Below are 12,907 nucleotides of genomic sequence, written 5' to 3' on the forward strand. Positions count from 1 at the left end.
TGGGTTTATGGGGGTGTGAGCCGCATGGATGCGGCGACCAAGCCCCCATGGACGGGTTCACGGCGTCCCCCATCAACCCGCACCGTCCCGCCAAAGCGCGGAGACGCTGCGAATGGGCTGTTGCTTTTGCTCCTACATCCAACCCGGCACAACAAATACCAGCCACGCCAGCAGCGGCCCGAACGCCACCACCAGCCCGCTGTAGACCAGGAACCGGCGGAACAGCGATTCGCGCTCTTCCTTCGCGGCCGAGGCCACCACCAGCGCACCGTTGGTCGAGAACGGACTCACATCCACGATCGTGGACGACACCGCCAGCGCGCAGATCACGCCGGCCGCGCCCAAATGGCCCTGCAGCAGGAACGGGACCGCCAGCGGAATCGTGGCGCCCAACACCGCCGCCGACGACGCGAATGCCGACACAATGCCGCCCACATAGCAGACCAGCAGCGCACCCAGCAGCGGAATGCCGATGTTCGACACCCCATTGCCGATGAAGTCCACCGAGCCGGCCTTCTCCAGCACCCCCACATACGTCACCACACCGCAGATCAGCAGCACCGTCGACCAGCTGATCCCATCCACCGCGCCCTTCTGGCTGGTGGGCGAGAGCAGCGCCAGCACCACCGCCACCGTGATCGACACCAGGCCCACATTGAGGTTGTAGATCAGCGCGGCCACGCCCAGCCCGACCAGGCCGACCAGCGTGAACAGCCGCTCGCGGGTCATCCCCACCGCATCCAGTGCATCCGGATCGTTCGACAGCGTGCCGCCGCCGGCCGACACCAGCGCCCCGTGACCTTCGATCGCGAACTGCCGCGACGACGCCTGCGGGCCGCCGGCCAGCGCCAGCTCCGCGCCACCCACCGCCACCGCGCCGCGCCGCATCAACGCTACCCCGCCGAACGCGAAGAAGCAGATGATCGCCATCATGAAATTGAAGCCCAGGCTGGTCAGGAAGACCGCCATCTCCGTCACCTCCAGCCCTGCCTTCTGCACCACCCCGTTGGTGATGCTGCCGTACACACTGATCGGCGAGAAACCACCGGCCTGCGCGCCATGGATCACCAGCAGGCCCATCAGCAGCGGATTGATCTTGTACTGCTTGGCAAAGCGCAGCGCGACCGGCCCGATGATCGCTACCGCCGCCGGGCCCAGCGCACCGAAGGCCGTGAGCACCGCCGTGATCACGAACATCACCCACGGAATGGCCACAATGCGCCCGCGCACCGCGCGTACCGCCCAATGCACCAGCAGATCGATCGTGCCGTTCTTCTGCGCGATGGCGAACAGATACGTGATGCCGACCAGCGTCAGGAACAGGTCGCCGGGGAACCCGCCGAGCACCTCCTTGCCTTCCATGCCGACGAAGATGCCGCCGATGATGAAGGCCAGCGCGAAGGCCACCGCGCCCATATTGATCGGCAGCGCCGTGGCGACGATGAACATGATCACCAGACCGATGATCGTTGCAATTTGTGGACTCATGCGCCCTCCCAGACACGTGATTCGCGTACCGCATGGATGGGGACCCGCCATCCCGGGATGTGGCGTGCTACAGGTGGAGCCGACCGCTCATTGCACACGGCCCAAGGCGCTGTGCACCCAGGCCGCCGCACCGTCCAGGTGCTGGAATTCTTCGGCCGCGCGCACTTCGCAGCACGGGTAGGCACTGGCCACCATGCGCGCCAGCGCGGTGCCGGGACCGAGCTGCAGGAACACCCGCGCGCCGCGCTCGAAGAGCTGGCGCATCAGCTGCGCCCATTCGATCGTCTGCGCCAGCTGCGCCGAAAGCGTGTGCACCATGCCGGCGCGGTCACGCACCAGGCGTGCGTCGATGCCGGCCAGTACCGGGAACTGCGGGCGTTGCCAGTCCACCGCATCCAGTGCGGCGGCGAATGCGGGAACCGCTGCCTGCAGCAATGGGGTATGCGAGGGCACCGCTACCGGTAGCGGACGGATCTCCGCGCCGGCTGCACGCGCCTCCTCGGCCAGTGACTGCAGACCAGTCAACGCGCCACCGACAATGAAATGCTCGCGGCCATTGGCGATCGCCACATGCACGGCATGCGCCGCGCACAGCGCCTGCACCCGGTCGCGGTCCAGCCCGAGCACCGCCTGCATGCCCGTGCCGACCGGGCTGGCGGCATCCATGAAGTGCGCACGCTGCGCCGCCAGTGCCAGACAGGACCGCGAATCGATACTGCCGGCAATGGCATGCGCCGCCAGTTCGCCGATGCTGTAACCGGCCACCATGCCGGGCGTCGGCAGCTGCGTGCGAAGTGCCTGCCACTGCGCCAGGCTGGCGGCGCACAGCAGTGGCTGCGCCAGTGCATTGTCGAAGCGCGCCTCCGTACCTGCCGCAGCGAACACGTCCTGGCCCAGCACGTCGCTCGCGCCATCGAGCACATCGCGCGCGGACGCGTTGTCGCGTACCCGGTCGAACATTGCCGGATGCTGCGCGCCCTGGCCGGGGCAGAGCAGGGCCAGGCTCATACGGCCTCCTGCTGCAACAGGAACCAGCTGCAGGCCAACAGATCGGCACTGCCGCCCGGGCTGAGCCGGCGCGCGACGAAGGCATCACCGAGCTGCTGCAGGCGCGGGCGCCAGCCCGCTGCAAACGCGCCGCCGTCGGCAATGAAGGCCGCCGCCTCGCTGCGCGCCCAGTGCAGGCCGTCGGCGCCGCCTCGGTGCAGCAGATTGAGATCGTCCACGCGGGCGATCAGCGTCATCAGCGTGTGGCACAGCGCCGCCTCACGCGAAAGCCCCGCCGCCAGCGCACCGCGCAGGGTGGGCAATGCCAGCGTGCGCAGCAGCGGGTAGCCGGCCGCGGCCTGTTCTCTTACACCGGCAACGCCATGCAGGGCGCGGGCACGTTGTCCCGGGCTGTTCGGGTCCAGCGGCGCGGCCATCAACTCTGCCGACCAGTGCTGTACGGCCCGGCAGACCTGCTCGCCCGACGCCGGCCGCCCGCTGCGGCGGCACCGCGCGGCGGCGGCCACCAGCAGGCCCAGGCTGAAGATCGCCCCGCGATGCGTGTTGATGCTGCCGGTGGCGCGCAGCATGGCGGCCTCGGCGGCGATGCCATGGCGACGCAGCACGGCGAACGGCGCGCCGTCGGCACCGGCATGTACGATGTCGCGGAAGTAATGGCGCAAGGCGAACAGGCTGCGCATGAAGGTGGCTGCATCCATGTCGTCATGACTGCCTGAATCGAACGGCGTGACCAGCCCGGGCTTCGGCGCAAGCGCCAGTTCGACGTGCAGGCTGGCAACCGCCAGCCGTCCCAGCCGCGCCGAATCAACGGGCGATACACACCGCTGCAGAACGGCGTTCAAGAGGCCACCCCGTAGTGCCACGCCATGCGTGGCAGCCGCGCCGACTCAAACAACCCGGCACGCACGTCCAACCCGGCCCCGTCCACCCGCTTCACCAGCACCTCCCGGGCGCAGCCGGCATACTCGCGCCAGTTCACCGCCCCACCATCGGGCAGGCACAGCTCGCCATCCAGGCGGCGGTCGAACCGCCGTTCCCACACCTGCAGTTTTGCCACCAGCGCATCGGCCGCATCGGCCGTCTGCACCGACCACAGTACGTCGATGTCCGAGCGCGCATGCACGTAGTCCAGCCCGGTCAGCACCTGCCAGGCGAACGCACCAAACACGTGCGCCGGTGCCACTCTTTCCAGCGCCTGCAGCGGCTGCTGCCACTCCGCCGGGACGCCCGCATGCGCGCGAACCTCGGCCAGGGGCAATGGCGGTGCCTGGCGCACGATGTCGCTCAACGGCACGCGCAGCGCCAACCGCTGCTTGCCCTCGGCGGGGGGAAGGGGAACGCCGAGGCGCACGCGCGGATCGGGATCGTCCGCCGCGCGGCGCGCGACCACGGCCGGCCAACCGCGCGCGAACCAGTCCGCCAGGCGGCGGTCGTGCGCGGCCACGTCGGCCCGCCAGTCGGCGTGTGCCGACAGCCAGACCAGCGTGTGGCGGGCGAGCCGGTCAGGCATCGCCAGCGGCTACCTGTGTGGCCACGCGTGCAGCCAGGCGGCGGCCGCCACGTTCGGCACCGCGTTGTGCGCGGCGGTCGCCGTCGGCCGGCGTGCGCAGGGCCTGCAGCAGCGCCTGTGCCAGGTCGCCGTGCCAGACCGAGTCCACGGCACCCATGGCGACATAGTTCTCCACGCCCGACGCGAACACCGGCGAGCTCTGGCTGAGCGCCTGCAGCTTTTCCAGCGGCTGTTTGGTCACCCGTGCCATCGCACGCAGGTCCATCACGCGCACCTGCGCATCGGGCAGGGCGTGGATGTGGTCGGCCATCAGCCCGAACGACAGGAAGCCGCCGCTGACCGATTCGCCGTAGACCAGCGTGACCAGGCGGGCACCACGGCGACGGGCCAGGTCCAGCGTCTGCGCCAGGTGCGCGAAGTAGCCGTTGATGCCCAGCAGTTCATCGCGACGCGCCAGCCGCTGGCCGGCGGTATCGACCAGCATCACGATCGGGCGCTGCGGGTGCGCGGTGGTGCTCGCAAGCACGGTTTCGGCGAGTACCAGCGCGTGGTCCACCCCCACCTCGATCTTGTCGGTGGTGCCGATCACGGTCACCTCGCCATCGTCGGTGCTGGCCGTACCGGTCAGGACCGAATCCTCGACGGTGATGGCATGCCCACGCGGGAACAGCGCGTCGAGCAGGGGGGCGAGTGGTGCGGTCATGGCAGCCTCCGATCAGCGGTGGCGGCAAGGAATGCATCGGTCTCGAGCAGCGGCAGCCGCTGCGGATCCTCGATGCCCAGCCGCGCCCATATTTCCAATCCATCGCGGCAATCGCCCCACGCCTGCGCGCGTGCATTGAGTGCGGCATGCCGGGCCTGCAGCGCGGCCAAGGCGCTCTCGGTGCCCATGCTGGCGGCATCCGGCCGCAGGGCATCGAACGCGGCCTGGGTGAATGCCTCGATCGCATCGGGCACCAGCACCTGCGCCTGGTCGATCAGATAGCGGTGCTTGCCGCCGGTAACCCGCCAGACCAGGGCGCGATCGCGTGCGTCGAACTCTTCCACGCCGCGCACGGTTTCGATCACCTCCGGACCGGACAGCGACAGCCGTCCCTCTTCGGACATGATCACGGTGGTGCAGCAACGCGCGACGATGCCCATGCCGCCGAACGCGCCGTTGCCGCTGCCGATCAGGGCGATCACCGGCACACCTGCCGCGCGCGTGGCGAGCACGGCACGCATGATCTCGGAGATGGCGATGAGCCCCGCATTGGCTTCGTGCAGGCGCACGCCGCCGGTGTCGAGCAACAGCAGCACGCCCTCGGGGTGGGTCTGCGCGGCACGCTGCAGCAGGCCGGTGAGCTTGGCGCCGTGCACTTCGCCCACGCCGCCGCCCATGAACTGGCCCTGCTGCGCCGCGACCAGCACGCGCTTGCCGCGCAACCGGCCTTCGCCGACCACGACGCCGTCGTCGAAGGCGGCCGGCTGGTCCAGCTGGGCCAGGTGCGGGCTGATCGCGCGCCGCGCCGGGCCGAGCAGTTCGTTGAAACTGCCGGCATCGAGCAGGCCGGCGATGCGTTCGCGCGCGTCGGCTTCGTAATAGCTGTGGCGGTGGACGAGGCTCATGCGCCGTCTCCCGCATGCAGGGTTTCCACTGCCTGGTCCAGGCGCAGGCTGACCACGGCCGGGGTGGCACCAGCGTCGTTGATCGACACCTGCACATCGCGCAGCGGATGGCGGCGGGCGAAGTCGGCGATCACCGCCTCCCAGGTCGTGCCGAAGCCCCGCGCGGCGGTGATGATGCGCACCGCCATCGCACCGTCCAGCGCGGCCGGTTCCAGCAGGATTTCCAGGTTGCCCGAGGCCAGCACGCCGACCAGCACCGCATCGGAGGGGAAGCGCACGGCACGCGTGCCGGTGAATCGATAGTCGAGGGTTTCCATCACAGGTTCCCTTACCAGTTGCGGAAGCGCTTGGGCGGGTCATACAGCCCCCCCGACCAGCGCACCAGGTCTTTGACCGAACGCGCGGCCAGCAGGTCACGGCTGGCGTCGCGCACGTGGATGCCGAGGTCGTCGGGGCGCTGGATGACGCCGCGGTCGCGCAGGTTCTCGACCATGGCGCGATCACGACCCAGGCCGACGGCCGTGTAGCCGGCCACGCCACGGATCGCCTGTTCGCGCTCCTCCGGGGTGCGGCACAGCAGCAGGTTGGCGATGCCTTCCTCGGTGAGGATGTGGGTGACGTCGTCGCCGTAGATCATCACCGGCGGCAGCGGCATGGCCGCGCGCTCAGCCAGCTCCCAGGCGTCCAGGCGGTCGACGAACGCCGGTGCCATGTGCTCGCGGAAGGTTTCCACCATCTGCACCACCAGCTTGCGCCCGCGTGGCATTTCGCCGGGCCGCGCCGCCTGCCTGCCGGCCTTGAGCCAGGCCTCGCTGGCGTGGCGGCGGCCGCGTGCGTCCGAGCCCATGTTGGGGGCGCCGCCGAAACCGGCGATGCGGTCGCGGGTGGCGGTGGAGCTGTTGCCCTGCAGGTCGATCTGCAGGGTGGAGCCGATGAACATGTCGCAGGCATACAGGCCGGCGGTCTGTGAGAAGGCGCGGTTGGAGCGCATCGAGCCGTCGGCACCGGTGAAGAACACATCGCCACGTGCGGCGATGTACTTCTCCATGCCCAGTTCGGAGCCGAACGAGTGCACGGATTTGACGAAGCCCGATTCGATCGCCGGGATCAGCGCCGGATGCGGGTTGAGCGCCCAGTGCTGGCAGATCTTTCCCTTCAGCCCCAGCGATTCGGCATAGGTAGGCAGCAGCAGTTCGATGGCGGCGGTGTCGAAGCCGATGCCGTGGTTGAGCCGGTTGACCCCGTATTCGGCGTAGATGCCCTTGATGGCCATCATCGCCATCAGCACCTGGATCTCGGAGATCTGCGCCGGGTCGCGGGTGAACAGCGGTTCGATATGGTTCGGGCGCGGGGCCTGCACCACGAAGTTGACCCAGTCGGCGGGGATGTCGACGCGGGGCAGGGTGTCGACGATGTCGTTGACCTGGGCGATGACGATGCCGCCGCCGAACGCGGTGGCTTCGACGATCACCGGGGTGTCTTCGGTGTTGGGACCGGTGTAGAGGTTGCCGTGGCGGTCGGCGGCCTGCGCGGCGACGAGGGCCACGCCCGGGGTGAGGTCGATGAAGTAGCGGCCGAACAGTTCCAGGTAGGTGTGGATGGCGCCGATCTGGATGCGCCCTTCGGCGACCAGGTTGGCCAGCCGCACCGACTGTGGGCCGGAGAAGGAGAAGTCCAGTTTCGAGGCGATGCCACGCTCGAAGACGTCCAGGTGCGTGGGCAGCGACAGCACCGACTGGACCATGTGCAGGTCGTGGACCCGGGCCGGGTCGAGGTCGGCCAGGCACTGGGCGAGAAAGTCGGCCTGCTTCTGGTTGTTGCCTTCCAGGCAGACCTTGTCGCCCGGTTCGAGCAGGGCGTGCAGCAGTTCGCCGACATCCGCGGCGGCCACCTCATGGCCGCGTGCCCAGGCGGCGGCGCGCTCCAGGCGGGCCTGGCGGCCAAGGGCTTTGGTATCCCAGCTGGGGGTCATTGCGAGGCATCCCGGGGGGTGTTGACGTAATTACGCCATAATTACGAGATGGGATGCAACCCGCAATGCAGCAAAAGCAAAGGCCCGCCGGGGGCGGGCCTTTGCTTTTGCGGTAGAGCCGGGCTCTGCCCGGCAGCTCCTCGGGCCGGGCAGAGCCCGGCGCTACGCGTCGTTCCGACAGCCGGGCAGAGCCCGGCGCTACCTCAGAACTTCCAGCGCAGGCTGGCCGACACGAAGCGCGGCTCGCCGAAGTTGTTGTAGTCCAGGTTCGCCCAGTAGGTCTTGTCCATGGCGTTGCGCACGCTCAGGGTGGCGGTCCAGCTGTCGCTGATCTCGTAGTTGGCGTGCAGGTTGACCAGCATGTAGGCCGGCTGGCGCACGGTGCGGGTGCCGCCCAGCGGGTAGGGGATGTTGTAGCCCTCCACTTCGCTCTGCCAGGAGACGCCACCGCCCACGGTCAGGCGCTCCAGCACGCCCGGCAGGCGCACGCTGGTGTTGAGCTGCAGGAAGTCTTCCGGCAGGTTGGCGTAGATCATGTCGGTGGCCGCACGGGTCACCTTGACGTGGGTATAGCCGGCGTTGACGGTCCAGCCCGGGCGGATCTCGCCGTTGATGTCCATTTCCCAGCCGCGCGATTTGGTGCCGTTGACGCCGATGTAGGCCGAGCTGCCGTCGCTGAGCGAGCCGTCCGGCAGGCTCATGTCGCGCACGGCGTAGTTGTCCTGCTTGGCCTCGAAGATGGCGGCGTTGGCGGTCAACCTGCCGTCGAACCACTGCGACTTGATGCCGGCTTCCAGGTTGGAACCTTCGACGGGCGCCAGCAGGTTCTCGTTGCGGTCCTTGTAGTTCTGCGGGTTGAAGATCTCGGTGTAACTGGCGTAGACGGAGAAGTCCGGAACGATGTCGTAGACCAGGCCCACGTACGGGGTGACTTCGTCGGTCACTTTGTACTGGCCGCTGGTGCCGGTGTAGGCGCCGGCGGCGTTGTAGGCGCGGGTCATCGTTTCCCAGCGGCTCAGGCGCGCGCCGGCGATCAGCGACAGCGGCTCGGCCAGGCGCAGGCGGGTGGAGGCGTACACGCCGCTCTGTTTGGTGCGGGCGATGCGGCGGGCGCCGGTGCGGCTGGCGGTCAGCTCGGGAATGTCGCCGTTCCAGGTGCGGATGTCGGGGATGTTGTAGCGCCAGCCGGCTACGGAGGTGAGGGTCCAGGTGGTGGCTTCGAGGTCGGACCAGCTGCCACCGACGACGACATCATGGTCGCGGCCGAAGGCGGAGAAGGTGCCGGACAGGAACAGGTCGGCGCCCTTGCGGGTGTCTTCTGCATCGCCGGCGCCGGCCATGAGGTAGGTGCCGGCACCGGTCACGGGATCGGGGTAGCCGCTGCCGTAGACGCGCACGTTCTGGACGTTGCCGCGGGTATAGGCGGTGTTGAGCTTGAGCAGCCAGTTTTCACCGAAGCGCTGTTCGAGGTTGGCGAAGACGGTGCTGGTCTCGCGCTGCCAGTAGCTCCACTTGGGGGCCATGTTGGTTTCGCGCGGGAGGTGGGCGAAGGTGCCGTCGCTGTTGAAGAACGGCACGGTGCCCCAGGTGGAGCCGACCGGGTTGTTGTCCTGGCGCTGGTAGCCGACGGTGACGGTGGTGGAATCGGTCAGGTCGCCTTCGAGGACGGCCATGCCGGCCATTTTGTCTTCTTTGTAGCGGTCGTAATACAGCTCACGATCGGTGTAGGCGGCAACGACGCGGCTGCGGAAGCGGCCATCGCTGGTGAGCGGTGCGTTGACGTCGGCTTCCATGCGGCGGAAGTCCCAGCTGCCGGCGCTGACGGCGAAGGAGGCATCGAACGCTTTGCCCGGGCGCTTGCGCAGCAGGTTGACGGTGGCGGACGGAATGCCGGCGCCGCTGAGCAGGCCGTTGGCGCCGCGGATGACTTCGATGCGATCGTAGAAGGCGGTGTCGTATTCCTGGTTGGTGGAGCCGCTGTAGGTGGGCAGGCTGTCGACCTGGAAGTCGGTGATGGTGAAGCCGCGCGCGTAGTACAGGGGGCGCTGGGTGTCGTAGAAGGAGACGTTGACGCCGGTGATGTTGCGCATGACGTCGTTGATGGAGAACAGCGATTCGTTCTGGATGCGGTCCAGCCCGAGGACGCTGGTGGACTGCGGGGTTTCCTGCAGGGTGATCGGCAGGCGGGTGGTGCTGGACGGCGCGCGCTGGGTCCCGACAACGTTCACCTGGTCCAGGGTCTTGGCATCGGCAGTGCTGCCGGCATCGAGGCTGTCAGCCAGGGCCAGCGGCGAGGCCAGCGACAGGATCGAGAGCAGCGCCAGGCCCAACGGGGCACGGCGGACGGAAGCGGGGGGCAGGGAACGGGAGGACATTCAGGGTCTCAGCGGTGGCAGGTGGGGGCACAGCGGGACGCAAATGTAAATCGTTCGCATTCTAATTACAATAATTTAACGAGCTGAAAGCGTTAGTTAGTGACTCTTCCGAGCTGGGTCGCGGGGCGGTAGCGGGTAGCGGGGCACGCGTAAACCCCGATCCGCGGCCCTGCCCAGCCGCTGGCGGCTGTGCGTTCAGCCGCATGCGAGGCAGTGCCTCGCGAGCAATGCGTCTTCACCCATGGGGCTCTTCGCGGCTCCTGCCGCTCAAGGCCCCGCTACCCGCCACCGCCCCGCGCCCCCTGAAGATTTCGTGTGGCGCTTGGCAGAGGCAAAAGCAAAGGCGAAGGCACAGGCACAGGCAAAAAAAAACCGGCCCTTGGGCCGGTTTTTGGGGACACATGCGTATGTGCGCGGTGCAGGAACAGGCTTACAACGCCTGCAATTCCTCATTGGCGTTGCGCTTTTCCTTCACCGGGGCTGCCGGCACCGCCGGTGCCGTTGCCGGCGCGGTCATCATGACGGCCGGGCTGGTCTCCCCCGGAACGTCCAAGTAGGGCAGGCGCAGGGTGTCGCTGGTCTGGCGGCGAACCTCGTTGGTCAGGGCCGGACTGTCGTTGAGCTTGCGGCCGTACGACGGCACGATCTGCTTCAGGCGGGCTTCCCAGCCGGCGGCCATCTGCTCGGGGAAGGCCTTCTTGAGCAGGTCGAGCATGATCGGCGGCGAGGTGGAGGCACCCGGGGAGGCGCCGAGCAGGGCGGCGAGGGTGTGGTCCTTGTCGGTGACGATCTCTGTGCCGAACTGCAGCACGGGGCCCTTCTCCGGGTCGCGCTTGATGATCTGCACGCGCTGGCCCGCGGTGACCAGTTCCCAGTCTTCGCGCTTGGCGTTGGGGAAGTACTTGACCAGTTCGGCCTGGCGGTCGTCGTCGTTCAACTGCGCCTGGCCCATCAGATACTTGACCAGGTCCAGGTTCTCCATGCCCACGTCGAGCATGCCGGCCACGTTGTTGTGGTTGACCGAGGAGTACAGGTCGAACCACGAACCGTGCTTGAGGAACTTGGTGCTGTACAGGGCGAACGGCCCGAACAGGACCACGGGCTTGCCGTCCAGCTTGCGCGCATCCAGGTGCGGCACGGACATCGGCGGCGAGCCGGTTTCGGCCATGCCGTAGGCCTTGACGCTGTGGCGGCCGGCGATGGCCGGCGACTTGAAGGCGAGGAACTGACCGCCCACCGGGAAGCCGGCATAGTTCCTGGCTTCGGGAATGCCCGACAGCTGCAGCAGCTTGAGCGCGGCACCGCCGGCGCCGATGAAGACGAAGCGCGACTTGATGGTCGATTCGGTACCGGACTTCAGGTCCTTGACGGTCACGTTCCAGGACTTGTCGTCGTTCTGGCGCAGCGCGCCGACTTCGTGCTCCAGGTGCAGGCCGAAGTTGGGGTTGCGCTGCAGGCCGGCGGTCAGCTGGCGGGTGATGACGCCGAAGTTGACGTCGGTGCCCAGCGGCATCCAGGTGGCGGCGACCTTCTGCCTGGGGTCGCGACCCTCCATCAGCAGCGGTGCCCATGCCTTGATCTGCGCGGGGTCTTCGGAATACTGCATGCCGTAGAACAGCGGGTTCTTCACCAGCGCCTGCTGGCGCTTGTGCAGGTAGGCGATGTTGTCATCGCCCCAGACAAAGCTCATGTGCGGGGTGGGGTTGATGAAGTCCGACGGCTGGCTGAGGCGGCCTTCCTTCACCTGGTGCGACCAGAACTGGCGCGAGATCTCGAACTGCTCGGCAATGCCCACCGCACGCTTGGTTTCGATGCTGCCGTCCGGCAGCTCGGGGGTGTAGTTCAGTTCGGCAAACGCCGAATGCCCGGTGCCGGCGTTGTTCCAGCCATCGGAGCTTTCCAGCGCGACGCCGTTGAGGCGTTCGTAGACCTGGATGTTCCAGTCCGGCTGCAGTTCCTGCAGGAACGTGGCGAGGGTGATGCTCATGATGCCGCCGCCAACCAGCACGACGTCGACGGGCTTGTCGTTGCCCGCGGCCGGAACCGAACGCTGGTGGAGGGGCCAGTACAGGAACACGGCCGCTGCGATCAGCAACAGCACGAGCAGGCCGAGGACGACCTTCGCTAGTCTTTTCATGGAGATCTCATGTGGGGAGATGAGGGCAGGATGACGACGCTTTGGGGAAGAAGCGTGAAGAAACAAGCTCTTGGCGCGTCCAAGGCCTGATTTTATCCCGAATTGGTACGGATTTGGTGCAACGCAGCATCGCATCCGTCACGCCGACAGCGCGCTAGAGCCACGCCCTGCGTGGCTGCGCCGTCGAAGCCACTCAATCCGTGCCCAACGTGAAGTACTCCACGAGGAAATACCCGCACTGGTAAACCAGCGCCCCGATCGCCAGCGCCAGGTGCACCCGTCGCGATCGGCTGGCGAACCCCAGCCCTGCAATTACCAGCATGATTCCGGTGTGCACCGGATACGCCTCCCCCAGCACCTGCCAGCGGCTGTGGCCCTTGATCGCCGTATCGCCCAGGTCCAGCAGCGTCACCAGCGCCAGCATCCCGAAGAAGCCGCCGCGCCGCTGCAGCAGGTATTCCTCATAACTGCCGTAGTCGCGCAGGTCATCGGGAAACAGCAGCACGCACAGCATGTACCAGCTGGCGCAATACCCGATCACGAACAGATACAGCCCGAACGTCCACTCCCGCACCCCGGCCAGCCGGAACTCCCACCACCAGAAGGTCACCACCGACACCAGCGTCCACAGCACCCAGCACAGGTGGATGCCCGACCACCCGCCGCGCCGGGCCGGATGTTCGATGATCGACGCCAGGCCCTTCACCAGCGTGGTGATGCTCAACCCCAGGATGATGCTCAGCACCACCCGGATATGCAGATAGACCGGATCCGATTCCATCGCCGTTCGCCGCATGGGATGCCGTGAT

At 67.6% G+C, this 12,907-nt stretch carries 11 protein-coding genes; all 11 read right to left on the bottom strand.

Annotation, left to right across the window (positions count from 1 at the left end):
* Positions 1-132: 132 nt before the first annotated feature.
* The 11 genes from ACOZHM_RS08130 to ACOZHM_RS08180 all read right to left on the bottom strand — a co-directional run bounded on the left by ACOZHM_RS08130 (position 133) and on the right by ACOZHM_RS08180 (position 12,879).
* Positions 133-1,488, bottom strand: a complete 1,356-nt coding sequence (locus ACOZHM_RS08130) for an SLC13 family permease (RefSeq protein WP_421568748.1) — start codon at positions 1,486-1,488, stop codon at positions 133-135.
* Between the two features lie 87 nt (positions 1,489-1,575).
* On the bottom strand, positions 1,576-2,496 hold the full coding sequence (mdcH, locus tag ACOZHM_RS08135; protein ID WP_421568749.1) for a malonate decarboxylase subunit epsilon: 921 nt from the start codon (positions 2,494-2,496) through the stop codon (positions 1,576-1,578).
* The gene (mdcB, locus tag ACOZHM_RS08140) at positions 2,493-3,338 is read right to left on the bottom strand and encodes a triphosphoribosyl-dephospho-CoA synthase MdcB (protein ID WP_421568751.1); all 846 of its coding nucleotides are present in this window, start codon (positions 3,336-3,338) and stop codon (positions 2,493-2,495) included. The genes mdcH and mdcB overlap by 4 nt, the downstream gene beginning before the upstream one ends.
* Positions 3,335-4,006: a malonate decarboxylase holo-[acyl-carrier-protein] synthase gene (mdcG, locus tag ACOZHM_RS08145; protein ID WP_421568753.1), complete on the bottom strand. Its 672-nt coding sequence runs from the start codon at positions 4,004-4,006 to the stop codon at positions 3,335-3,337. The genes mdcB and mdcG overlap by 4 nt, the downstream gene beginning before the upstream one ends.
* On the bottom strand, positions 3,999-4,709 hold the full coding sequence (gene mdcE / locus ACOZHM_RS08150; RefSeq protein WP_421568755.1) for a biotin-independent malonate decarboxylase subunit gamma: 711 nt from the start codon (positions 4,707-4,709) through the stop codon (positions 3,999-4,001). The genes mdcG and mdcE overlap by 8 nt, the downstream gene beginning before the upstream one ends.
* A complete protein-coding gene (locus ACOZHM_RS08155) occupies positions 4,706-5,614 on the bottom strand; it encodes a biotin-independent malonate decarboxylase subunit beta (protein ID WP_421568756.1) in 909 nt (302 codons plus the stop codon). The genes mdcE and ACOZHM_RS08155 overlap by 4 nt, the downstream gene beginning before the upstream one ends.
* On the bottom strand, positions 5,611-5,931 hold the full coding sequence (gene mdcC, locus ACOZHM_RS08160; RefSeq protein ID WP_421568757.1) for a malonate decarboxylase acyl carrier protein: 321 nt from the start codon (positions 5,929-5,931) through the stop codon (positions 5,611-5,613). The genes ACOZHM_RS08155 and mdcC overlap by 4 nt, the downstream gene beginning before the upstream one ends.
* Before the next feature lie 11 nt (positions 5,932-5,942).
* On the bottom strand, positions 5,943-7,586 hold the full coding sequence (gene mdcA / locus ACOZHM_RS08165) for a malonate decarboxylase subunit alpha (RefSeq protein ID WP_421568758.1): 1,644 nt from the start codon (positions 7,584-7,586) through the stop codon (positions 5,943-5,945).
* Positions 7,587-7,789: 203 nt separating this feature from the next.
* On the bottom strand, positions 7,790-9,961 hold the full coding sequence (locus ACOZHM_RS08170; protein WP_421568759.1) for a TonB-dependent siderophore receptor: 2,172 nt from the start codon (positions 9,959-9,961) through the stop codon (positions 7,790-7,792).
* Between the two features lie 430 nt (positions 9,962-10,391).
* Positions 10,392-12,098 carry a malate dehydrogenase (quinone) gene (gene mqo / locus ACOZHM_RS08175; RefSeq protein WP_421568760.1) on the bottom strand — a complete coding sequence of 569 codons (1,707 nt, stop codon included), beginning with the start codon at positions 12,096-12,098 and terminating at the stop codon, positions 10,392-10,394.
* Between the two features lie 193 nt (positions 12,099-12,291).
* Positions 12,292-12,879, bottom strand: a complete 588-nt coding sequence (locus tag ACOZHM_RS08180; RefSeq protein WP_421568761.1) for a hypothetical protein — start codon at positions 12,877-12,879, stop codon at positions 12,292-12,294.
* Between the last annotated feature and the right edge of the window lie 28 nt (positions 12,880-12,907).

This window comes from Stenotrophomonas sp. PD6 (assembly GCF_049199305.1).
Taxonomy (GTDB): Bacteria; Pseudomonadota; Gammaproteobacteria; order Xanthomonadales; family Xanthomonadaceae; genus Stenotrophomonas.